16 protein-coding genes are annotated in these 22548 nt (G+C 68.8%); 4 read left to right on the top strand and 12 right to left on the bottom strand.

Annotation, left to right across the window (positions count from 1 at the left end):
- Positions 1–91 precede the first annotated feature (91 nt).
- The 5 genes from POL67_RS02115 to POL67_RS02095 all read right to left on the bottom strand — a co-directional run bounded on the left by POL67_RS02115 (position 92) and on the right by POL67_RS02095 (position 9906).
- On the bottom strand, positions 92–3325 hold the full coding sequence (locus POL67_RS02115; protein WP_271915013.1) for a serine/threonine-protein kinase: 3234 nt from the start codon (positions 3323–3325) through the stop codon (positions 92–94).
- A gap of 78 nt (positions 3326–3403) precedes the next feature.
- Positions 3404–4258 (bottom strand): hypothetical protein, encoded by an 855-nt coding sequence (locus POL67_RS02110; RefSeq protein WP_271915012.1) that lies wholly within the window; start codon positions 4256–4258, stop codon positions 3404–3406.
- Between the two features lie 208 nt (positions 4259–4466).
- Entirely contained in the window at positions 4467–5651 is a 1185-nt protein-coding gene (locus tag POL67_RS02105) for an RCC1 domain-containing protein (RefSeq protein ID WP_271915010.1), read from the bottom strand.
- A 42-nt stretch (positions 5652–5693) separates the two neighbouring features.
- Positions 5694–6548, bottom strand: coding sequence for a hypothetical protein (locus POL67_RS02100; protein WP_271915009.1), 855 nt, complete (start codon positions 6546–6548; stop codon positions 5694–5696).
- Positions 6549–6714: 166 nt separating this feature from the next.
- Positions 6715–9906 (bottom strand): serine/threonine-protein kinase, encoded by a 3192-nt coding sequence (locus POL67_RS02095; protein ID WP_271915008.1) that lies wholly within the window; start codon positions 9904–9906, stop codon positions 6715–6717.
- Between the two features lie 71 nt (positions 9907–9977).
- Here POL67_RS02095 and POL67_RS02090 point away from each other — a divergent pair, with 71 nt between their 5' ends.
- Positions 9978–10361 (top strand): Smr/MutS family protein, encoded by a 384-nt coding sequence (locus tag POL67_RS02090; RefSeq protein WP_271915007.1) that lies wholly within the window; start codon positions 9978–9980, stop codon positions 10359–10361.
- On the opposite strand, the gene POL67_RS02085 is transcribed toward POL67_RS02090, so the two are convergent.
- On the bottom strand, positions 10348–11232 hold the full coding sequence (locus tag POL67_RS02085; RefSeq protein ID WP_271915006.1) for an endonuclease/exonuclease/phosphatase family protein: 885 nt from the start codon (positions 11230–11232) through the stop codon (positions 10348–10350). The genes POL67_RS02090 and POL67_RS02085 overlap by 14 nt on opposite strands.
- A gap of 43 nt (positions 11233–11275) precedes the next feature.
- The gene (locus POL67_RS02080) at positions 11276–12901 is read right to left on the bottom strand and encodes a PAS domain S-box protein (protein WP_271915005.1); all 1626 of its coding nucleotides are present in this window, start codon (positions 12899–12901) and stop codon (positions 11276–11278) included.
- 245 nt (positions 12902–13146) lie between these two features.
- Here POL67_RS02080 and POL67_RS02075 point away from each other — a divergent pair, with 245 nt between their 5' ends.
- Complete coding sequence (locus POL67_RS02075; protein WP_271915003.1) at positions 13147–14097, top strand: DUF6882 domain-containing protein; 951 nt, start codon at positions 13147–13149, stop codon at positions 14095–14097.
- On the opposite strand, the gene POL67_RS02070 is transcribed toward POL67_RS02075, so the two are convergent.
- The gene (locus tag POL67_RS02070; RefSeq protein WP_271915002.1) at positions 14059–15354 is read right to left on the bottom strand and encodes an ATP phosphoribosyltransferase regulatory subunit; all 1296 of its coding nucleotides are present in this window, start codon (positions 15352–15354) and stop codon (positions 14059–14061) included. The two genes, POL67_RS02075 and POL67_RS02070, sit on opposite strands and share 39 nt — an antisense overlap.
- A gap of 286 nt (positions 15355–15640) precedes the next feature.
- On the opposite strand from POL67_RS02070, the gene POL67_RS02065 reads away from it, so the two are divergent.
- Both POL67_RS02065 and POL67_RS02060 read left to right on the top strand, forming a co-directional pair.
- Positions 15641–16324 carry an RNA polymerase sigma factor gene (locus tag POL67_RS02065; protein WP_136927285.1) on the top strand — a complete coding sequence of 228 codons (684 nt, stop codon included), beginning with the start codon at positions 15641–15643 and terminating at the stop codon, positions 16322–16324.
- Between the two features lie 101 nt (positions 16325–16425).
- Entirely contained in the window at positions 16426–17724 is a 1299-nt protein-coding gene (locus tag POL67_RS02060) for a hypothetical protein (protein ID WP_271915001.1), read from the top strand.
- On the opposite strand, the gene POL67_RS02055 is transcribed toward POL67_RS02060, so the two are convergent.
- Genes POL67_RS02055 through POL67_RS53435 form a run of 4 tightly spaced genes read right to left on the bottom strand, consistent with a single transcriptional unit; the run spans position 17717 to position 22414 of the window.
- Positions 17717–18364 carry an RluA family pseudouridine synthase gene (locus POL67_RS02055; protein ID WP_271915000.1) on the bottom strand — a complete coding sequence of 216 codons (648 nt, stop codon included), beginning with the start codon at positions 18362–18364 and terminating at the stop codon, positions 17717–17719. The two genes, POL67_RS02060 and POL67_RS02055, sit on opposite strands and share 8 nt — an antisense overlap.
- 4 nt (positions 18365–18368) lie before the next feature.
- Positions 18369–19061 (bottom strand): HAD family hydrolase, encoded by a 693-nt coding sequence (locus POL67_RS02050; RefSeq protein WP_373372343.1) that lies wholly within the window; start codon positions 19059–19061, stop codon positions 18369–18371.
- Between the two features lie 54 nt (positions 19062–19115).
- A complete protein-coding gene (locus tag POL67_RS02045) occupies positions 19116–21398 on the bottom strand; it encodes a sulfatase (protein ID WP_271914997.1) in 2283 nt (760 codons plus the stop codon).
- Positions 21395–22414 carry a tyrosine recombinase XerC gene (locus tag POL67_RS53435; RefSeq protein ID WP_271914996.1) on the bottom strand — a complete coding sequence of 340 codons (1020 nt, stop codon included), beginning with the start codon at positions 22412–22414 and terminating at the stop codon, positions 21395–21397. The genes POL67_RS02045 and POL67_RS53435 overlap by 4 nt, the downstream gene beginning before the upstream one ends.
- Positions 22415–22548 lie beyond the last annotated feature (134 nt).

Genomic DNA, 22548 nt, shown 5'->3' with positions numbered 1-22548 from the left:
GCGCTGCAGGCGGCAGCATGCAGCAGGTGCAGGCGCGCGCCATCACCCCCTCCCCGCACATCAGTGCTGGGGGTTACAGTCTTCTGTTGTCCTACGGAACGATTTCCTCGACCTCCTTCTTGAGGCTCCCGTGATCCCGCCCGAGCGACGGGTCGATCTGGAATGCCTTCGCGCACGCCTCCTTGGCCTTGCGCGTGGCCTCGGCGCGCTCGCTTTTCCCGCGCGCGCGCCGCGCCTTTACCAGATGCATCATGCCGCTCACGAGGTATGCCTTCGCGAGCTGCGGATTCTTGGAGACCGCCTCCTCGGCCCTCACGAGGCCTTTTTCGAGATCCTCGCCAGGATCACCACCCGTCTCGGCCAGCCACGCCGCCCGGAGCGCATGAATCTCTGCGAGGAGGGCATGCGGGCTGCTGTCGACGCCGGCCTTCTTCAGCAAGGGCCGTACCTGCCCGAAGGCCGCCTCGAAGCTCTTCGGGCCGAGCGCCGCACGCTTCGCGTCGACGCGCAGCGCCACGATTTCGATCCTCGCGGACAAGAGGCGGAGCTGCGTCCGCGTCGATCCACTCGTTCCGGCGGAGATACGCACGGCCTCCCGCGCCTCGGCGATGAACAGCGTCGCGTCAAGCCCCTGCCGCAAGGCATACGAGGCCTCCAGCAATCGGCACTCGGCGAGCTCCTCGAGGAGCCAGAACTCCTTCGGCATGGGCCCCGCGGACGCGCGGATGGCATCCACGGCCGTCCGCAGGGCAGGTCGAGGGTCCCGATCGAGGACGAACGCCTGAAGGCCATGAAGCCGGTGCGCCCGCGCATTCCAGAACGCGAGGATCGAAGGGCTGCTGCCCGTCTTTTCGAGGAGCGCCACCGCGTCGAAGAGCGCCTTGCTCGTCTCCTCCGTGGGACGTCCACGATCGATCTCCGCTTCGAGCAGCATGCGGAACGCCTGTAGCCGCTGCCCCACGGGCAGAATGAATCGGGGATCGAGCGCCATCGCCTGGTCGAACTGCCGGATCGCGTTGCGCAAGAGCGTGGAGCCGTCGTGCCCTTTCGAGATCTCGTAGCTGGCCTCGAAGATGTATGCGAGGCCGAGCTCGTTCACCGCCCAGGTGAAGCGCGGGTCGAGGGCGAGAACCCGCTCGTACGCTTCGATGGCCTTCGCCATGGAGGCCTCTCGACCCAGCGAGTACATGACGTCGGCGCGCATCCGATGCGCCAGGGCGACCGCATACTGCGCCATGACGTCCTCACCATTCGTCCGGGCGCTTTCTTCCGCGGCGCGCAAGGCCTCCTCGACGGCGCGGGCCGTATCCTCCGAGACGTCGTTCACGGCGACTCGCGAATAGACGCGCGCCGTGAGCACGAGCGCCTGCTGCACGCGCGCCCGGCCATCCTTCGAGCTCGATTGCACCGCGCGGCTACATACCGCCTCGGCGACGTCGAACGGCGTACCGGAGGGCAAACCCTTCGACAGGGCGGCTTGCCCCATCTTTTCCCATAACTCGCACTCCGCCCGGTGCACCTCCGGGTCGCTCCGCCCCATGTCCGCGGCGATCTTGTACGCTGCGGCCCCCGGCTCGAAGAACGATTTCATCTTCTCGTAATCAAAGGCCGCGTCGTGCCGATACTTGCTCCCCTCCGCGAAGAGCGCGTCCGCTTCGAGCTTCTTCGCCTCGTACATCCAGGGCGCCTTCTCGAACGCCTCCTTCGCCTTGGCAATCGCCGCCTCGTTTTTCCCCTCGTAGAGCGCGATGAGCCCCTCCGCGTACGCCGGCACCTCGATCTTCGCCGCCAGCGCCGCCCGCAAATGCCCGAGCGCGGGATCTCGCAATGCCCGCTCGAGCTCCTCGACCTTCTTCTTCCGCTCCTCCTCGTTCGTGATCCGCCGCGTCTCCGCCAGCGCGCGCCGGAAGATCTCTCCGATCGCCCGCCCGAGCGCATACTCCAGATCCGCCGATGAATACCCCGCCGCGAGCGCCTTCTCCAGCTGCTCGCGCGCCCCGTCCGGATCCCCGAGCGCGAGGTGCCCCCGCCCGATCGCGTAATGCCCTGGCCCCTCCCCCGCGCGCCCTGCCGCGACCATTCGTTGGTCGATCTCCCCGAGCCTCTCGCGCACCACGTCCCGCTCCCGCTCCACGTCGTGCAGCGGCAATTCGTAAGCGGCGCGCAAAAACAGCTCCATCTCCTTCACGCCCTCGCCGAGCTCTCGCGCGAGCCGCGCCTGCTCCGCCGCTTGCCGTTGCGCCCGCACCCACACGCCCACGAGCACGAGCGACGAGCTCAGCGCAATCGCGAGCAACGACGTCGCGAGCTTGTGCTTTCGCGCCTTCTTCAAAAACACGTACCCAATCGAGGCCCGTCGCGCCAGAATCGGCTCGCCGTCGAGGAACCGCTGCAAATCCTCGGCGAGCGCCCGCGCCGACTCGTATCGCCGCGACGGCTCCCGCTCCAGGCATTTCATCACGATCGTCTCGAGCTCCGCCGGCACCCCTTTCTTGACCGTGCCGAGCGGCGGCGCCTCCTCGTACGCGACCGCCATCAAGAGGTTCCACGCATGCTCCGCGACGAACGGCGGCCGGCCCGCGATCACGTCGTACAGCGTCGCCCCCAGCGAATACACGTCCGAGCGCCGATCCATCGCCCGCACATCGCCCTTCGCTTGCTCCGGCGGCATGTATGCGGGGGTCCCGAGGACCGCGCCCGTCTGCGTTTCCCCGCGGTCCGAGACCTCCCGCGCCAGGCCAAAATCCATCACGTACGGCTTCAGCGAGCCGTCCTCGCGCGCCTCGACGAGGATGTTCCCCGGCTTGATGTCCCGGTGAATCATCCCGAGCCGATGCGCCTCGTGCACGGCCGCCGACACCTCTTGCATGAGCTTCACGCTTTGCTCGAGCGTCAGCTTTTCCGCGCGCTTCGAGAGCGGCTCGCCGTCGATGTATTGCATCGCGATGTACGGCTCGCCGTCGGCCTGCCCGGCCTCGTACACGCGGCACACGTGCTCGTGCTGGATACGCGCCTGCGCCCGCGCCTCGCCGAGGAATCGACGCCAGAGCTCCGGATCGTCTCCTTTCAAGAGCTTGAGCGCCACCTTTCGGCCGAGGCGCGGATCCATCGCGCGGTAGACCGTGCCCATCCCGCCTTCGCCGAGGAACCGGATGTCCTCGTACCGGTCCGCGAGGGATCGCGGCACATGGCGCCGCTCGCTCGGCGGCCCCGGCATCACGAGCGGGAGCGTCGACGCAAACCCGAGATCCACCTGCACGACGCCGCCGGACGCGGGCGGCCCCGGCTCCGTCGGGGCCACATCACGTCCGCCCTCCGTCGACATGGAGGACGAGTTTACACCGAGCCGCCCGCCCTCCGCACGTGGCTTTTCTTCCCGTGGTATGCGACGTGGTCGACGCTTTCACTCCGGAACTTCGCAGTCGGAGCCGTACCTGTCGTAATTCTTCAACCGAACGCTGACGTGCTCTTGCCCCGACGACCCGCATTGCACGAAGCCGTCGAGGCTGTTGTAGAAGCAGGCGGAATTGCAGTTCCCCACGATGTCGATGCTGCAATCGGGGCTCGAACCACAGAGACGTTGCTCGACGACCTGCTCCACGTCACAAGCGGCCGCCAAATCCGAAAAATAACATACGTTGGCCACGAAATTCGGCGCGAAGAGGTTTCCCCACGCGCGCGACTCCGTCACCGGGAACTCCGAGATCTGCGTCGAGGTCGGCTGGAGCTCCGAGCGGGCGCCTTGGAGGAGAATGGGGACCTCCAGCCCGTATCCATTGAGATGCGCGATGAGGCAGGACGTGACCCACTTCTGGTCGTCGCTGCTCAGCGCCTGCGTCTTCCATGGGTTCGCGACGCCGAGCCAGCCGTTGTACGTGATATTGGTATCCGGGTCCGTCATCGAGGAACCCTCGGGCAATGCGCACCGGGCGAGGAACTTGAGCGCATGGCTCCTGCACGCGCTCGAGACTTGGGACAGGTGCGTGTTTGCGGGAAGGGTGCCCAGCGTGTCCACGTAGAGGGGATTTTGCGCGTAGAGCTTGTAGGCCGCCTGGACGTTGGGATTCCAGAAGCAGCTGGGGTTGAACGGATTGCTGCTGCCCGGCGGGCGGGGGTCGGGGTCGCCGGGCTCCTGCGTTTCCAAGGCGACGTTGAAATCATCGGCTCCGAAGGGATTCGCCGCCTCGGGCGCGCTGCAACCCGAGACGGCGACGCTGCCAGCAACCACGAAACAAGAAATCAAAATCGACGTTCGCATGGAGTCTCCTCGTGGTGAATGGTTAGCAACGCTCGTGCCACGCCTTAAAGCCCCGCTTTTTGTGGATTTTGGCGGCCGAAGGGTCCCCCGGCGAAGATATTTGCGGGGGGGCGCCTGCAGCGGTGATGGCCAGGGCCTGCAGCGCGGGACGGGGCGGGCGCGCCAGCTCCTTTCACCGAGCCGCCCGCCCTCCGCTCGTGGCTTCGAATCAGGGGAACACGACGTCGACCGGCGTGGAGCTGCTCCCCGACGCGGGCGCGCCATTGCCGAGCTGCCCGAGGCTGTCGCCGCCCCAGCATTTCACGCCGTCCCCGAAGAGCGCGCACGTGGAGACCTGACCGCCGTCGATCTTGATCGCGCCCGTGGCGTTCGTGATCTGCGTGGGCGCGCTCTGGTTCGTGGTCGTGCCGTCGCCGAGCTGCCGCGAATCGTTCAGGCCCCAGCAGAACACCTCGTTGTCGCTACGAATCGCGCAGGTATGGCTGTTACCCGCGCCGAGGTCCACGATGTCCGAGAGGCTCGAAAGGAGCTCGGCCGAATACGCCAAGCTCGCTGCGCCCGAGCCGAGCCCGAGCTGCCCGTAGTTGTTCGCGCCCCAGCATTTCACCTCGCCACTGGAGAGCAGCGCGCAGCCGTGGTTTTGCCCGCGCACCATCTTCACGACATCGTCGATCCCCAACACCTCGACGGGCGCGCCCTGGTTCGCGCTCGGGCTGCCATTGCCGAGCTGACCGAACCAGTCGTCGCCCCAGCAAACCACCTTGCCCGTGGCGCGGAGCGCGCACGTCGAATACGCGCCGGCGTCGATCGAAATGGCGTCGGAGAGGTTCGAGACGGTCACGGGCGACGCGGAGTACGAGCCCGACGACCCGTGGCCAAGCTGCCCGTAGGAGTTTTGCCCCCAGCAGACCACCTCGCCCGACGAAAGGAGGGCGCACGAATGCTCCCACCCCGTGGCGACCGCGACGGCGTCCGTGATTCCGGAGACGGCCGTGGGCGTTTGCTTCGGGCTGTACCACGAGCCCGAGCCCACCTTGTTGTAGCCGTTGTGGCCCCAGCAATACACCGCGCCGCCTTCCGTCGCCGCGCAGGTGTGCAGGCCGTACCCGTCGACGTCGGCGACATCGAGGAGGCTGCTCTGCTCGGGGGCCACGCGATTCGTCGTGTCGCCGAGCCCGAGCTCGTAATTCCCATTGTAGCCCCAGGCGAAGAGGTCCCCGCCGTCGGCGATGGTGAACACGTGCGAGTATCCGACCTCGATCTTCTGGACGATGGTGATGGCCTGCGAGGCCTCGGCGGTCCGTCCCTCGGCCGGCGCGTCGATCGAGCCGGCGCAGGCGGCGAGGAGCAGGGCGAAGGGGGCGAACGTGAGGGCGTGACGATTCCTGGACATAGGGATACCTCTTCGAAAATTGGAATGGTTTCGCGACGTGACTCACTCCGGGATGACGCAATCGTACCCGTACCAGTCGTAATTCTTCACGCGCACGCTGATGTGCTTGTTCCCTGACGAACCGCATTGCTTGTATCCGGCGAGGGCGTTGTAGAAGCACGCGGTGTTGCAGTTCCCCACGATGTTGAGATTGCAATAGGGGCTAGAGTCGCAGATGCGCTCGTCGAGCAATTGCTCCACGAGACAAGATGTCGCCATGTTCGTGGAATAACAAACGTTGGCGACAAAATTCGGCGCGAAGAGGTTTCCCCACGCGCCTGACTCCGGCACGGGGAACTGCGCGATCTGCGCCGAGGTCGGCTGGAGCTCCGCGCGGGCTCCCTGTAGCAAAATGGGGACCTCGATCCCGTACCCATTGAGGTGCTCGAGCAGGCACGACGTGACCCACCACTGGTTGTCGCTGCTCAATACCTGCGTCTTCCACTGGTCCGCGAGGCCGAGCCATCCATTGTACGTGACGTTGTTATATGGATCCGTCATCGAGGAGCCCTCGGGCAATGCGCACCGGGCAAGGTACTTGAGGGCCTGACCCCTGCACGTATTCGAGACCAGGGACAGGTGCGGGTTGTCGGGGAGCGTGCCCTCCGCGTACTGGTAGAGCGGCTTTTGCGCGTAGAGCCTGTAGGCCGCCTGGACGTTGGGGTTCCAGAAGCAACCGGGGACAAACAAATTGCTGCTGCCCGGCGGCCGATCCGGCGGATCGCCATCCTCTTGCGTGTCGAGACCCACCACGAGATCGTCGTGATCGAACGGGTTCGCGGACTCGGCGCCGGCGCAGCCGGATGCAACAGCGAACGTCAGGGCGGCAAGAGAAGCAAACGACCGCAATGCAAGCATGGAGCCTCCTCGTGTCGACGTGTCGACGAGGAGAGGCTTTGCACATGCCGGGCCAACCCGCACCGACGCCGAATCCGCGCATTTTCAGAGGCGTTTCGCGCCCCGCGGCGAGGTGTTGCAGGGGGCGACACGCACGAGGCGCAGGCTTCAGCCATCACCCGAGTTGTCAGCGGAGAAACGCCTCGACCTCCCGGTTGTCATCCTCATGGTCCTTCCGGAGGAGCTCGTTTTCCTGGAACGCCGCGTCGAATGCGGCCCTCGCGCGCGACGCCGCCTCCACGCGCTCGGCCTTTGCGTGCGCGCTCCGGGCCTCGATGAGATAAAGCTGCCCTCGAACGGCAAACGCCGATGCCATGTGCGGATTCTTGGCGAGCGCCATTTCGATCCTCTGCAGGCCGGCGTCGATGTCCGATCGCGGATTCGCGCCGCTCTTCCACGTGAAGGCCGCTCGCAGGGCGTATACCTCCGCCAGAATCCGGTGAAGCTGTGGCTGGTCGTTCTGCTTTTGCAGCGTGGGCTCCACGAGCTCGAATACCGGCTCGAAGCTCGACGCGCGCGCCCGGCCGAGCTGCGTGACGGCCCGGACGCGCTCGAGCTCGATGCGCGCAGCGAGGATGCGGTTCGACAGGGTCGTCGTACCACGAACCGAATCGGCCTCCCGCACGGCCTGCCGCGCGGCGCCGAGCAGCGCCTCGGGGTCGATGCCTCGGCGGAGCGCGTGCCTCGCCTCGACGAGGTGACATCGCGCGATCTCCCCGAGGAAAAATGCATCCCTGGGCGACTCGCCGGCAAACGCATGAATCTCCGCGATGGCGGCGCGGGTATATCCGCCGGGATCACGGCCGAGCGCGGCCTCGTACGTCGCGATCATGCGATTCGCTCGCGCTCGCCAGAAGGCCGTGCGCCAAGGATGGTCCTTCCGCCCTTCGAGCCGGGAGAGGCCTCCGAGCAAAGCCGTGACAGTCGCGTCTGCATTTTTCCCCTGATCGATGTCCTGCTCCAGGAGCATCACGAGCACTTCGACCGTCATGAATGCAGGCAACGAAAATGCCGGATCGAGCGAAAGCGCGCGCTCGAACTGCCGCCGTGCATTCTCCAGCGCGCCCCGTCCGTCCTGGCTCCGCAACCGTGCGACGTCCGACGCGAGCATGTACACCTGCCCGAGCTCGTTGTAAGCCCATGTGAAGAGCGGATCGAGCTCCTGGGTGCGCTCGTACGCGACAATGACCTCCTCGACGGAGACCTCCTCCTCCCCGCGCGCGAAGCGCACCTTCGCGCGCTCGTGCAAAGCCGTGGCGACCGCATATCGCGCCATCACGTCCTGCGGGCGCGCGCGCACGGCCTCCTCAGCAGCGTCAACTGCGGCCTGGGCGGTGGCCTGCGCCGAATCCTTGGCGTTGCTGCTGCTGGACACGGCATTGGCGCGCGCGACGAGGAACAACGCGCGTTGCACGAGCGACCTCCCGTCTCGGCTGCTCGCCTGCACGGCTCGATGGCAAGCCTCGACGCCGGCCTCGAACGGGACCTGCCTGTCCGCATTGCTGTTCAGCGCCGCCCACCCCATCTTCTCCCACAACTCGCACTCCGCCCGGTGCACCTCCGGATCACTCCGTCCCATGTTCGCCGCGGCCGCATAGGCCCGCGCCGCCGGCTCGAAATACGATTTCATCTTCTCGTGATCGAACGCCGCGTCGTGCCGATACTTGCTCCCCTCGGCGAAGAGCGCGTCCGCTTCGAGCTTCTTCGCCTCGTGCATCCAGGGCGCCTTCTCGAAGGCCTCCCGCGCCTTCGCAGCGGCTTCCTCGTTTTTCCCCTCGTACAGCGCGATGAGCCCCTCCGCATAGGCCGGCACCTCGATCCGCGCCCCCATCGCCGCCCGCAAATGTCCGAGCGCCGGATCCCGCAGCTCCCTCGAAAGCTCCGCGACCTTCTTCTTTCGCTCCTCCTCGTTCGTGATCCGCCGCGTCTCGGCGAGCGCCCGCTGATAGATCTCGCCGATCGCCCGCCCGAGCGCATAACGTAGATCCGGCGACGAATACCCCGCCGCGATCGCCTTCTCCAGGTGCTCCCGCGCCCCCTCCGGATCCCCGAGCGCGAGGTGCCCGCGCCCGATCGCGTAATGCCCCGGTCCCTCCCCCACCTTCCCCGCGGCCGCCATTCGCTGCGCGATTTCCCCGAGCCGCGCGCGCACGATGTCCCGCTCCCGCTCCACGTCGTGCAGCGGATACGCATACGCCGCCCGCAGGAAGAGCTCCATTTCCTTCACGCCCTCGCCGAGATCCCGCGCGAGCTCCGCCTGCTCCGCCGCCTGTCGTTGCGCCCGCACCCACACGCCCCCGAAGACGAGCGACGACACGGCCCCGAGCGCCAAGACCGACGCCAGGAGTTTGTTCTTACGTACCTTTTTCCGGAGCACGTATCCGATCGAGGCCCGTTTGGCCAGGATCGGCTCGCCGTCGAGGTAGCGCTGCAAATCCTCCGCGAGCGCCCGCGCCGAATCGTATCGCCTCGAAGGATCCCGTTCGAGGCATTTCATCACGATCGTCGCGAGCTCCGACGGCACCCCCTTGTGCACCTTGCCAATCGTCGGCGCATCCTCGTACGCCACCATCATCAAGAGCTTCCACGGGTGCTCCGCGACGAACGGCGGATGCCCCACGATCACGTCGTACAGCGTCGCCCCCAGCGAAAACACGTCCGAGCGACGATCCATCGCCCGCACATCGCCCTTCGCCTGCTCCGGCGGCATGTACGCCGGCGTGCCGACCACCACGCCCGTGCGGGTTTGTCCGCGGTCCGAGACCTCCCGCGCCAATCCGAAATCCATGATGTACGGCTTCAGCGAGCCGTCCTCGCGGCGCTCCACGAGGATGTTCCCCGGCTTGATGTCCCGATGAATGATCCCGAGCCGGTGCGCCTCGTGCACCGCCGCCGTGATTTCACGCATCAGCTCGACCCGCTGCTCCAGGGTCAGCCGATCCCGAAAGCGCGATAGCGGCTCGCCGTCGATGAATTGCATCGCGATGTACGGCTCGCCGTCCGCCTGCCCGGCCTCGTACACGCGGCATACGTGCTCGTGCTGGATGCGCGCCTGCGCCCGCGCCTCGCCGAGAAATCGACGCCAGAGCTCCGGATCGTCGCCCTTCAAGAGCTTCAGCGCCACGGTCCGGCCGAGGCGCGGATCCATGGCGCGGTACACCGTGCCCATCCCGCCTTCGCCGACGAACGTGATGTCCTGGTATCGCTCCGAGAGCGAAGGCGGCACGCCCCGCCGCTCGGCCGGCGGCCCCGGCAGGACGAGCGGCACCGTCGACTCGTGCCCGATCTCCGCGTTTCGTCCGTCGTCCGCCGCCGACATGCCCTGGAAAGATACACGCGCGAAGCGAAGGCGGCCACGACAGGTCCACGGTGGTACCCTGCTCTCCGGCCATGCTCCGCGCCCTCTTCGAACACCTCGCGCGCCTCTTCGCCCCGGCAAAATCGAAAGAGCCGCCTGCGCCCGAAGAGACCGACGACGACGAACCTTTGCCCGACCCCGACGCCATCGCCGTCCTCCCGATCGAGGACGCGATCGATCTGCACGGCTTTGCGCCCCGCGACATCCCCTCGGTTGTCGAGGAATACCTGAACGAGGCCCACGCGCGCGGCTTTCCCGAGGTGCGCCTCATCCACGGCCGCGGCAAAGGCGTGCAGCGGCGCGTCGTGCAATCGCTCCTCGCGCGACACCCGCTCGTCGAATCGTTCCGGGACGCGCCGGCCACGCGCGGCGGCTGGGGCGCGACGATCGCGCGGCTCCGGATCAATCGATCTTGATCGTCACGCCCACGCCGAAATGGTCCGAGGCAAACGCCCGGCCTGCATATTGCGGGGGGCAGCCCGAAATCTCGCCGAGCGGCGCGACGAGCTCCATCGTGATCCGCTCGGGCGCGGCCCGCTGTGACGTCCACACGTAATCGATCAGCGCCCGCTCCGGGCCGCCCTCGTGAAACGCCCGCGCCACGTCGTTCTGCTCCGTGTCGTACGTCAAGAGCCCCGCGCGGGCCGTGTGATCCGTCAAGCTCTCGCCGAGCCGCCGCGCGAGCCCCTCGTATTCGGTCGTCCCGCAAGGCACGTTGAGATCCCCGCAAAGAACCGTGGGCACGCCGCTCGAAAGCGGCTCCCGCAGCGCGTCGCAGAGCACCTCGACCTGGGCTTTACGCACATGAAGGCATTCCTCCGGCGAGACACGCCCGTCATCCGCCTGCAAATGCGTGTTCACCAGGTAGAGCTCGCGCCCCCCGGGCAAACGTACCTCCGCGAGCGCGGCGCCCTTCCGTGAGAATCCGTCCGCGCCCACGCCACGCGGCAATCGTAAAAAACGCGCCTTCAGGGGAAACCGCGAGAGGATCACGAGGCCCGCGCCGACGAGCGTCTTGTCCACCCCGTCGGGCCCCGGCGGATCGTGCCAGAGCTCGGAAAACCTCCCCGCCACGCGCAGCGCTTCCAGCCGCTCGTGCACACCGCCCACGAAGTTCTCCTGGATGCACACGATGTCGAAGCGCGAGAGCACCTCGATCACCCCCGGCGCCCCGAGGCGCTCGGGCCAGAAGGGCCGTCCCGCCAGAAAATCTTCGAGGCTCTGCGGCGCGCCGAAGCAGTTCCAGGTCGCGAGGCGAACGGACAGGGGCCTTTGATCATCCACCATCGAGACCAGATCCTAAATCAACACGCGCGCCCCGGCTGCCCCTTCATTTCCTCGAATGGACGTTTTTCCCGCGCTTTCGCTCGGAGAGCGCCCAGCGGATGCCCATCTCCAGCGTCGAGCGGGTCACGAGCGTGCCGAGATCGAGCCCAAGCCCGACGATCGTGTGCGCGACGTCCGGGCGCAGGCCCGTGAGCAGCACCTCCGCCCCGAGCAGCCGCGCCGCCTGCGTCGCCGCCACGAGCGCGCTCGCCACCTGCACGTCCACCACGCCGACGCCCGTCACGTCGAGGATCACCACCTCCGCCGCGTGCCGCACGATCCCTTCGAGCAGCGTCTCCAAAACCTGCCGCGCGCGCGCCGAATCGAGCACGCCCACGATGGGCATCGCGAGCACGCCGTGGCCAATCGGCACGAGCGGCGTCGAGAGCTCCCGCAGCGCGTCCGCCTGCCGCCGAATGAGCTCCGACGCCGCCCGCAGCTCGGTGATGTCGCTCGCGAGCCCCACGGTCCGCACGACCTGCCCCGACGCATCCTTCACCGGATACGCCCGATCCCGCACGCAACGAATCGTGCCGTCCGGTCGCACCACGCGATATTCGATATCGTATTGCCCGAGCTCCTGCAGCGGCATGGCTTCCACGACGCTCGCGCGATCGTCGGGGTGAATCGCGTCGACGAACCGGAACCGCTTTTCGTAGAGATCCGACCTCGGCCGGCCCCATACGGTTTCATAGGCCGGGCTCACGTAGACGAGCGCGTTTCCATTCGCGTCCGTCATCCAGAAGACGTCGCTGATCGACTCGGCGAGGAGGCGGAACGTCTCTTCCCGCTCGGCGAGCGCGCGCGTGGCTTGTTGGGCCTCGGTGACGTCACTGAGCGTCGCCACGTACTGCTCGACCACGTCCGCCTGGTCCCGCTGCACCGTCACGTTGACCAGGAGCCACACGCGATCGCCGATCTTCGGCCGATCCACCCCGATGATCATGGACGAGACGGCCTCCCCCTTCCCGAGGGCGCGCGCCATGGGGGATTGGTCGGGGGGCAGGGGTTTGCCGTCCTCGTTCAGCATCGCCCAGCCCGGATCACTCGAGGCACGGCCGTGCATCTGCGCCTCGGTCATGCCGAGCAGCTCGAGCGCGCGGCGGTTCACGAAGCGCATGTCTCCCCGCGGCCCCCGGATGACGAGGCCGATCTGGAGGTTCCGGAGCAGCACGTCGAAGCGCGACTCCATGGCCGTGAGATCCCGCGTCCTGCGGGCCACGGTGTCTTCGAGCTCGCGCCAGCGCGCCGACGTGTCGGTCATGTCGCGGCCGAGCGACACGACGAACGACACGCCGCCATCCGCGCCGCGCATCGGCGTGTAGCTCGTGTCGAGGTAGGCGACCGCCCCCGCGCTGCCGCGGATCTTGTGCACCACCTGCACGGTCTCGCCGCTCGAAAACGCGCGCTCCACGCACTGCTCGATGCTCGCGGCCCGGTCCCCATAAAGATCCCGCGGCGACTTGCCCGCGAGCCCCTCCGCATCCCACCCGAGCAGCCCGCACGCCGCCGGGTTCGCATACACGAACCGACGCGCCGTGTCGTAGACCACGCAGACATCCCTCGACTGCGCCAAATAAGAAGAAGGATCAAACGGGAGCGCGGCGGAACCGATTGGAGGGGTGACCATGGGCCTGATCTTCGCAGGATCGCGCATCCGACGTGCGCAACGCAACAAGGATCCGAAGTCCCCGACAGGACACGGGATCTCGCCGCGCGCTCCGCCGGGGGCGTCACGTTCTAGCGCGGAGGGCAGGCTGGCGCACCTCGACCGGGGCGTTCGTCGGGCAAGCAAAAACCAGCGCGTGACAAACGTTGGGATCCGTTGAAAATGGTGGGTGAGCGCGGCAAGCTCCGCGCTGCCTTCGAGGCACGATGAGCAAGGCGCGCGCAGGATCCAAGCCGACGCGGACGAAAAAGGCCGCCGCAAAGCCGACGAAGGTCGCCTCGAAGACGACCTCGAAGGCTGCCGCGAAAAGGCCGAAGGAGGGGCCCGCCCTCGTGCCGTCCGCGCCCCGGATGCCCGAGCTCCGGCCCGCACGCACCGAGCCGCCGCCCGCCGCGGACAAGCCGCTCGTCACGAAGTGGGCCGAGCGCGGGGCCGCGCTCCTCGAGGAGCTCGCGGCGCACGGCGCCGAGGATCACGAGTATCGCGTGGACCTGAAAGACGGACGTTTCGTGTGGCTCGACCCGCGCGGACGCGTCTCGGCCGAGGCCCGCGCGCGCGCGCTCCTGAGCTACGCGCCCACGACGTCCTCGCTGACGATGGCCTGGGCCGATCCGCTCCTGCGCGCGGCCTCCGTGCGCCCGATCGATCGGATGCCGAGGGAGCGAGACGACGTCGACGAGGAAGGGGCCTGGCACGTGGCGATCGCCGCAGCCGAGGCTTCGGGCGCCGAATGGCTCTACCGCGTGGCCGCGCCGCACTCGTGGTACTTCCTCGCGCTCACGGACCTCTCGTTCCAGCCGATCAGCCCCTCGTTCACGCCGGGATCGCCGGCGGGCCTCGTGCTCCTGGAGATCGAAGCGAGCCGCAAGGCGATCCGCTCGGGCGCCGAGCCCGCCGTCATCGTGCGCGAGCGCCTCGCCCGCGTGGGCAGCGCGCTCCTGCACGAGGCCGAATACGCCTACCGCAGCACGGACTGGGTTTCGCGGCTGGCGAGGACGGGCAAACGGCTGGAGAAGCTCGCGGGCAAGGTGCCGGTGCCGTCGTTCGAGGCGGTCGCGAAGAGCGCCTCGTCGTCGGAATGGCTGGCGCCGGACCTCGCAGGCAGCCTCGACGAGGCGTTAGGGCTGCTCGAAGACGAGTGGCGCCTGTTCGCCTAAGGCCCGCACGATCCCGTCAACGTCCACGCCCGCGCTCGCCGCGATCTCCACCGCGGCCTCGGGTTTGTCCGTCCGGCTGATTCGCAGCGATCCCTCGCTCCCCGCGGTCACCACGTGCGAAAACCGGTGCGCCGCTGCATAACGCAGGACGTCCGCCCCCGGCGCGCGCCACGCCGTCGCGATGCCTCGCGCCCGGAGCGACGACGCCAGCGCCTCGCCCGGCGGATCCGCGGACACGAGCACCCGGAGGGGCCGCTCCTCCCGCACGCCCGCGGCCTCCCGCGCCCGCGCAATCGCGTCGAGGTGCAGGCCAAACCCCACCGCCGGCATGGGCAAACCAAAACGTCCGAGCAAATCGTCGTATCGACCGCCCGCCCCCACGGGCTCGCCCGGCCCCGGCGCGAGCACGTGGAAAATCGGCCCCGTGTAATACGCGAAGCCCCGCACCTCGCCGAGATCGAGCCGGAGCACATCCCCGAGCCCGGCCGCGGACGTGTTCGGCCCGCGTGCCGTCTCCCACAATGCCCGAAGCTCGCGCAGCGGCCCCTCCGCCCCCGTCCCCGCAAAGAGCTTTTCCGCGCGGGAGAGAATCTCCTCGCCCGGCCGATCCTCCGCCCCGCCCGCGAGCTCCGGCAGCGCCACCAGCGCCTCCGCCACGCGCTTCGGCACCCCCGCCGCCTCCCGGCCCGAAAGCAGCGCGAGGAGCCGCGACGCGTCCTTTTGCGCCAGCGCGTCCGTCACCTCCACGTCGAGCGGCGACGGCACCGCATCGACCAGCGCGCGCGCGATGAGCGCGTGGCCGAGGTCGATCACGAACGACCCGAGGCCCACGGCGTGCGTCACCGACGCAAGGAGCCGCAGCGCTTCGAGGTCCCCCTCGGGCGAAGGCGCGCCGTAGAGTTCCACGCCGGCCTGCGGGATTTGCCGGTGCTTTTTGGCCCGACCTTGGCGGCGACGGACGATCGTCCCTTCGTAGCAGAGCCGGATCGGCGTGGGCTCCGCGGCGAGGCGCGTGGCCACCATCCGCGCGATCTGCGGCGTCATGTCGGGACGGAGCGCGCACACCTCGCCACTCTCCGGCTCCACGAAACGCAGCACGTCGCCGGGATCCAGGGCGCCGAGACCCTTTTCCAGCACCTCGGCCAGCTCGAACGCCGGCGGCGTCACGAGGTCGTAACCGTGCAGAGCGAAATGGTCGAGGAGGGTCCGGGCGAGCGCGCGCCTTCTTCTCGTCTCGTCCGGTAAGAGATCACGCATCCCGGCGGGCAGCGGATGCGATAGCGCCTTGGGCGGAGAGCCAGAACGGTCCACGCCGAGCTTATACCGCGGCTGGGCAATCCGTGCGCATCGTTTGTGCCCTCGCTGCGATGGCTCACGCATTCTTTGAGGCGCGGAGGCACATCCCTCACGCCCCGACGTGCCAGCGGCGCCAGCCATTCGCGCGGATCCCGACCTGCCATGCCTGGCAGATGACTTGCTAACCCCGACCACCTGCCAGGCGCGCCCACGAAGTGCCGGGAAAGCGCTGGTGATGGAGGCTCTCATGGCCGTCCAGGCCGTCACGACGACGCGTACCTCCGCGGCACCGCCCGCGCCTGCCGGGGCAGAGGCCCGGCTCAGCGAGCTCATCGAGCGCGTCAAGAATGGCGACACCGTGGCGCTCGACGCGCTCACGCGTGCCATCCGGCCGCACGTGGAGCGGCAGCTCGCTCGGTATCCCGTCTCGGACGAAGACAGGCTCGATCTCGTTCAATCGACACTCCTCCAGGTCATCCGACGAATTCGCTCCTTCCGCGGCGATTCGAGCTTCACGACGTGGCTCTTTCGGGTCACGGCGAACGAAGCTCTGATGCTGATGCGCTCCCAAAGGCGTCAGCGGGCGCGGTTCGTCGGCGGCCTCGACCTCGAGGACCTCAGCGTTCTGCCCACGATGCGCGCCCCGGCGCTCGAAGACGACGCGGCGAGCGTGGCCGAGCGCGAGCGTTTCGTCCGGCTCGCCCTGGGCGAGCTGCCGAACGACTACCGGGACGTGGTGATGGCGCATTATCACGAGGACCTCGGGCTCCAGGAAATCGCCCAGAAGCTCATGGTCAGCGAGAGCGCCGTCCGTTCCCGCCTGCACCGCGCACGCCTGCGCCTGCGCGCGATCCTGAACGCGACGCCTTATGGCCGCGAACTCCAGGCGGGATTCGGTCCGGTCGAGCGCCGGGGAACGACGGCCGGGTGACGCCATACCCACCCCCGTGCGGCCTCCCGTACGCAGCGTGTGACACGGTTTTGCCATCGACGAACCCTGTTCGGCGTGGAAAACGGTGGTAAGGTCCGACCATGCGCCCTTACGTCTTGCTTTCGCTCCTCGCCTCGACCGCCGCCACCATGGTCATTGCATGTGCCACCTCGAACGGAGGCAGCTCCTCGTGGGACCCTCCGGGGCAAGGGGGAACCGGGGGGACCGGCGGCGCCGGCGGGACCGCGGGCACGGGCGCGGGAGGCTCGGCGGGCGAGGGCGGGCTCTTCCAGGACGACGGGGGGACGGGCACGGACGCGCCGCCCCTCTCGGACGACGCCGCGTGCGCGTCGACGGCGTCCGAGGCGACCGTCGAGAAGCTCCCCGTCGACATCATCTGGGTCGTCGACAACTCGTCGAGCATGCAGCCCGCGATCACCGAGATCAAGAAGGGCCTCAATGCGTTCGCCTCGCTGATTGCCGCGAAGAACCTGGACTACAAGGTCATCATGCTCTCGCTCCGGAACAAGACGAGTCCGGTGCAGGTCAGCGGCAGCACGCGGTATCCGATCTGCATTCCGGCGCCGCTCGCGGGCAACGACAATTGCGGCAATGGTGCGCGGTTCTTCCATTCGAGCGTGGACATCCGCAGCGTGCAGCCGCTCGAGCAGTTCCTCGGCACGCTCGGACAAACGGACGGCTACAAGCTCGGCGACGAGCGAGGCGGCGAGCCGTGGAAGCAGGAGCTAAGGCCGCAGGCGACGAAGACGATCGTCATCGTGTCGGACGACAACTCGCGCCTGTCGGCGACCAATTTCGAGTCGTTCGCGGGCGGGAAGAACCCGGCGAACACGCTGACGCTCCCGCCGGGGATCCTGAGCCCGACCTGGAACGGGCTCTTCACCGATTACGTGTTCAGCGGCATCTACGGCTGGGGCTCGACCTCGAATCCGAACACGGTATGCGAGTATTCGGACGGCACCAACCCGCCGAGCTCGGGCCCGACGTACACGACGCTCGTGCAAAAGACGGGCGGCGTGCGGGCCCAACTCTGCGACGGCAGCGCCGCCTGGCAGCCGTTCTTCGACGCGGTGGCCCAGGCCGTGGACCAGACCGCGAAGCTCTCGTGCGAGCTCGCGATCCCGAAGCCTCCCACGGGCGAGGACCTCGATCCGGAGCTCGTGAACGTGGCGCTTTCGAGCGGCGGCGCGCCGACGTACCTGCCGCGCGTGAACGGCGCGGCGGCGTGTAACGGCGGCGGCTGGTATTACGACGACCCTGCAGCGCCGCAGAAGGTCATCCTCTGCGAGACCTCGTGCGACCAGGCCCAGGCCTTGGTCGGCGAGGACAAGACCGGGAAGATCGAGGTCTTCTTCGGCTGCCAGTCGATCATCAAATGACCACGCCGATCCGCTCGAACGGCGCGCGGAGATCCTCCGGCAGCGCCGCTTCGAACGTGATCGGTTTGCCCTCCCACGGGTGCACGAAGCCAAGCGACCGCGCATGCAGCGCGAGCCGCGCGAGGCCAAAGCGCTCCCGATACGCGCGGTTCAGCGCGCCCTTGCCATAATTCGCGTCCCCGATCAGCGGGTGGCTGATGTGCTTCATGTGCCGCCGCACCTGGTGGAGCCGGCCCGAATGCGGCTCCGCGTCGACGAGCGAGAGGTGTTCGCCCCGCCAAACCCTGCGGAACGAGGTCGAGGCGGGCACGCGTGGCCCGCCCTCGCGGCGGGGGATGGGGTGGTCGATCGTGCCGGCCTCGGGGGCGACGCCGCGGACGAGCGCGAGGTAATGCTTTTCGACGCGACCCTCCTCGAACATCTCGCAAAAGACGCGGGCACTCTCGGGGGCGAGCGCGAAGACGAGCACGCCGCTCGTGGCGCGGTCGAGGCGGTGGACCGGAAAGACCTTCTGCCCGAGGGTATCGCGGACCTCGTGCATCGCGGTCCGCTCGTCGTCGGCCCAGCCGGGGTGGACGGCGAGGCCAGAGGGTTTGTCGACGACGACGAATCGTTCGTCGTGGTGGAGGATCGAGAGCAAGGACCTAACGCAGCTTGATCCTCGTCGTCGGCTCGCGCCAACGCTGCACGATGCCGGGCAGCATCGAGAGATCCGGCACGGTCACGTCCGGCCCCGCCTGGATGAGCGCCTCGACCGCGGAGAAGCCGGACTCGACGCCCACGGCCCAGGTCCCGGCGTTTCGTGCACAAAGGATGTCCTGGATGCCGTCGCCGACCATCACCACCGCCGCCGGGATCGAGCCGAGCTGCTTCGCCGCGAGCAGGAGCGGCGCCGCGTCGGGCTTGCGCTCCTTCGTGTCGCCGCCGGCCACGATCGCGCCGAACCGATCTTCGATGCCGAGCGCGCGCAGCACCACGTCGGTCGTCCCGCGGTGCTTGTTCGTGCAGATGCCGAGCGCCATGTTCTCCATCGCGGAGAGGGCCTCGATCGCCTCGAGCGCGCCCTTCGCCCAGCGCGTGAAGTCGAGCGGATGCTCCCTGTAGTAGTCGAGGAAGAGGCGGATGAGCTCGTCGGTCTCCGGCGCGTCTTCCGGGATCTTCGCTGCCCTCGCGCAGAGCGCGCGCGGGCCGTCGCCGACGAGGCGCACGATCACCTGCGCGGGCTGCGGGTTGCGCCCCGTCGTGAGGAGTGCGTGGTTGATCGCGGCCACGATGTCGCCGCGGCTGTCGAGCAGCGTCCCGTCGAGATCGAATACGACCGCTGTGGGGGGAAGCACGGGGTTCATCCTAGGCGATCGGAGGCCGGATCTGGAAGGGCCTGAACGACGAACTCACTTCCGCGGGCCCGTCACGCGGATCTCCCGGAGGCGCGCGCGCAGGGCCGCGTAGCGCTCCTCCATGCCCTCGCGCGTGTCGGGCGAACGCCAGAGGTCTTTCCTTTCCTCGGGATCCTGGCCGAGGTCGTAGAGCTCGTAGCCCGCGTTGTTCGAGACGATCAGCTTGAGGTCGCCGTGGATGAGCGCGCGGCGCGCGTCGTTGTAGGGGCCGGCGGGCATGTCGATGACGACGTCACGCGCGGCCGGCGTCTGCCCCTCCGGCAAGAGCACGTCGGGCAGGAGCGAGGTGCCCGAGAGGAAGTCCGGGCCCTCGGCGCCGGGCTTCGGAGGCTCGATGCGGAAGAGGTCGAGCACGGTGGGCGTGATGTCGATGGTGCTCCTGCGCGCCTCGATCCGCGCGGGCTTCGCGCCCGGGACGTGCACGACGAGCGGCACGCGCACGAGCGGCTCCCACAACTCGAAGCCGTGGCGGAACATCTTGTGTTCGCCGAACGCCTCGCCGTGGTCGCTCGTCACGACGATCGCCGTGCGCTTGCCCCAAGGCGCCGCGCGGATCCCGTCGAGGAGGCGGCCGATGTGTTTGTCCGTGAACGCGACCTCGCCGTCGTAGAGCGCGCGCTGGCCCGTGCCGAAGCTCGGCACGTCGTCGTGGCGCAGGTAGTCGGCGTGCGGGTCGAGGTAGTGCACCCACAGGAAGAAGCGTCCCTGCGTGTTCTCCGGCTTTGCGAGCTGCGCGAGCGCCGCGTCCGTGAGCGCGTCGCTCGACTTCATGTCGGCCACGTCCCAGGGTGCGCCCTCGGGCGGCGCAGCCGAGAGATCGACCACGTCGAAGCCGGAGTCGAGGCCGCCGAACTTGCCGAAGTAGCGGTGCGCGTGGACGCCCATCGTGCGGACGCCCGCGCGCGAGAGGCGCTCGGCGAGGAAGGTCTCGGTGTCCTCGAACTTGTTGAAGTGCCCCCAGTTGCGCTGCGTCTCGCTGCCGTACTTGCCGAGGAGCATCGGGCCGACGCTCTTGCCCGTGTACGAGGCGAGCGAATAAGCCCGGAGAAACACCGCGCTCTCGGCGGCGAGTTTGTCGAGGTTCGGCGAGATGGGCTGTGGATACCCGGCGTACCCGAGGTCGGCGCGCAGCGTGTCCACCGTGATGAGCACGACGTTGAGGTCGGCCGGGACGTCGGCGCTCTTCGGCGCGGGCGCTTGCGCCGAAGCGGCGGGCGCGAGCGCGGCGAGCACCTCGGCGCGCAGGTCCGTGCCCGAGCAATCCTCGTCGACGCCGTTGTCGGGGATCTCCACGCCGAGCGGCCCGATCGACGCGTCTCCCTCGCGGCAATCCCCACCGCCGAAGAGCGCGCTCGCGCCGTCGTGATCCCGATCCGCGAGCTTGCGCATTGCCGCGAGCGAGAGCTTGCCGAGCGGCGCATCCCGCTCGATCGCCTGCGCCACCGGCGCGCCTTCGCCCCCGAGCGAGACGGCCGTCCGCGGCGTAAACAGGACCGGCGCGACCGCGAAGAGCGCCGCGACGAGCGCCCTGCGCGGCGATGCGAGCGCGGACGAGAGGACCGCGGCGAGCGCGACGAGCGAAAGCATCCCGACCGCGCGCAGATCGAGCTCGGGGCGCCTGAGCACGCCGTAGATCCCGAAGAGCCCGCCCTCGCCGCTCGGCCCGCCCGTCGCGACGCCGAGGCCCAAGAGCAGGCCCACGACCACGAGCGCGGCGAAGGCCGTCTTCGCGGGATCCACGAACGCGGGCCGACCCTCGCTCGCCGTCGCCAGCGCTTGCCGCAGCGCCGGCGTGAGCGCGAGCGAGAGCAGCGTCGCGAGCAGGCCAACGACGAGCGTGCCCGTCGCGATGGCGAGCCCCGCGAGCGGCGCCGCGACGTCGAGCGCGAGGAGCGCACGCGCGAGCTGCGCAGAGAGCGTCATCCACAGGAACGCGGCCACGATCGCGAGCGGCACGAACGCGGCCACGTCCGCGGGCCGGCCTTTGGCGCGCGCGCGGAGTGAGGCCACGGCCGACGCGGGCGTCGGCGCCGCGTCCGGGAAGAGGATCACGAGCGACGTCGCCACGACGAGCCCCACGACGAGCGCGACGGGCGCGACAAGCCCAGCGTCCGCCACGAAGATCGCGAACGCCTTGGCGGCGTCGATCCGCTCCTCCTCGCCGCCGCGCGCATACGCAGCGTCGAGCGCGGCGGCAGCGAGCCCCGCGATGGATGCGCCCATCGCCCCGCGGGCGATCCGGCTCGCCCAAGCTCGAACGTAGAGCGCGGTCTTCATCCCTTGTTTCGCGCGCGCGGCGCGCGGGGCGGCGCGACCTCCGGGCCGACCGTCTTCGTGGGGCTTCTCCGCGCGAGCGGGTGCGCCGCGTCGTACACCTTCGTCAGGTGATCGATCGAGACGTGCGCGTACCTTTGCGTCGTCGACAGGCTCGCGTGCCCGAGCATCTTCTGGATCGCGCGCAGATCCGCGCCGCCGTCGAGCAGGTGCGTCGCGAACGTGTGCCGGAGCGCGTGCGGGTGCAGGTCCGCGCGGCCCGCGCCGAGCGCGCCGTACCGATGCACGAGGTGCTGCACCTGCCGCACGCTGATGCGCCGGCCGAGCCTCGACACGAAGAGCGCTCGCTCGTCGAGCGCGCCCGTCTTCGGATTCCGAAGCTCCTCCCGCCGCCCGAGCCATCGCGTGATCGCGCCGCACGCGAGCGAGCCCACCGGCACGATCCGCTCCTTGCTCCCCTTGCCGAGCACGCGCGCGCGTCCGCCGTCTGCTGCAATCTCCACGTCGCCGACGTCGAGCCCCGCGAGCTCCGACACGCGGAGCCCCGAGCCGTACAGCACCTCCAAAATCGCCCGATCCCGCTGCCCTTCCGCCGTCGCCTCGTCGGGCGCCTCGACGACCTCCGCCGCGGCGTCCGCGTTGACGAACGTGGGCAGCGGCCGCCGCACCTTCGGCAGCTCGAGCTCGGCCGCGGGGTTCTTCTCGATCTCCCCGCGCCGTTCGAGCCACCGCAGGAAGGCCCGCACCGCGGCGATCTTCCTGCCGATCGAAGGCGGCGCGTGCGTCCGGGCGAGCTGCCCGAGGAACCCTCGCAGCACGAACACGTCGAGATCCCCGGGCCCCCGCACGCGCCCGCGCCGCTCCTGCACGTGGGCGACGAGCTGGGCAAGGTCTCGACGGTACGCGGCCACGGTATGCGGCGATGCTCGACGTTCCTCGCCGAGGTGGCGCACGAAACGCGCCACGGCCTCTTCGAGGCCCGCGCCCTTCGCGGCGTTCTCCGGGACCGCGCTCTTCACGGCCCTTCCCGTAGCATCGCCCCCCGCCCCCGGGCAAAGAGAGCGTCGACCGAGGGCCCCTGCGTCGATCGGCCGGACCGGGCCGGGGGCCTCTGCGAAAAGATGCCTTCCGTGGAGGGGAACAGGTAGATTGC

The organism is Polyangium mundeleinium (assembly GCF_028369105.1).
Taxonomy (GTDB): Bacteria; Myxococcota_A; Polyangia; order Polyangiales; family Polyangiaceae; genus Polyangium; species Polyangium mundeleinium.
Note: the sequence above shows the minus strand (reverse complement) of the source record. Positions and strands in the feature narration are given on the sequence as shown.

Bases quoted from the DNA above. Each gene is read 5' to 3' on its own strand.
- POL67_RS02090 (WP_271915007.1), top strand. From the start codon at position 9,978: ATGCTCCGCGCCCTCTTCGAACACCTCGCGCGCCTCTTCGCCCCGGCA.
- POL67_RS02095 (WP_271915008.1), bottom strand. From the start codon at position 9,906: ATGTCGGCGGCGGACGACGGACGAAACGCGGAGATCGGGCACGAGTCG.
- POL67_RS02115 (WP_271915013.1), bottom strand. From the start codon at position 3,325: ATGTCGACGGAGGGCGGACGTGATGTGGCCCCGACGGAGCCGGGGCCG.
- POL67_RS02070 (WP_271915002.1), bottom strand. From the start codon at position 15,354: ATGCGTGATCTCTTACCGGACGAGACGAGAAGAAGGCGCGCGCTCGCC.
- POL67_RS02100 (WP_271915009.1), bottom strand. From the start codon at position 6,548: ATGCTTGCATTGCGGTCGTTTGCTTCTCTTGCCGCCCTGACGTTCGCT.
- POL67_RS02085 (WP_271915006.1), bottom strand. From the start codon at position 11,232: ATGGTGGATGATCAAAGGCCCCTGTCCGTTCGCCTCGCGACCTGGAAC.
- POL67_RS02105 (WP_271915010.1), bottom strand. From the start codon at position 5,651: ATGTCCAGGAATCGTCACGCCCTCACGTTCGCCCCCTTCGCCCTGCTC.
- POL67_RS02080 (WP_271915005.1), bottom strand. From the start codon at position 12,901: ATGGTCACCCCTCCAATCGGTTCCGCCGCGCTCCCGTTTGATCCTTCT.
- POL67_RS02065 (WP_136927285.1), top strand. From the start codon at position 15,641: ATGGCCGTCCAGGCCGTCACGACGACGCGTACCTCCGCGGCACCGCCC.
- POL67_RS02045 (WP_271914997.1), bottom strand. From the start codon at position 21,398: ATGAAGACCGCGCTCTACGTTCGAGCTTGGGCGAGCCGGATCGCCCGC.
- POL67_RS02075 (WP_271915003.1), top strand. From the start codon at position 13,147: ATGAGCAAGGCGCGCGCAGGATCCAAGCCGACGCGGACGAAAAAGGCC.
- POL67_RS02060 (WP_271915001.1), top strand. From the start codon at position 16,426: ATGCGCCCTTACGTCTTGCTTTCGCTCCTCGCCTCGACCGCCGCCACC.
- POL67_RS02110 (WP_271915012.1), bottom strand. From the start codon at position 4,258: ATGCGAACGTCGATTTTGATTTCTTGTTTCGTGGTTGCTGGCAGCGTC.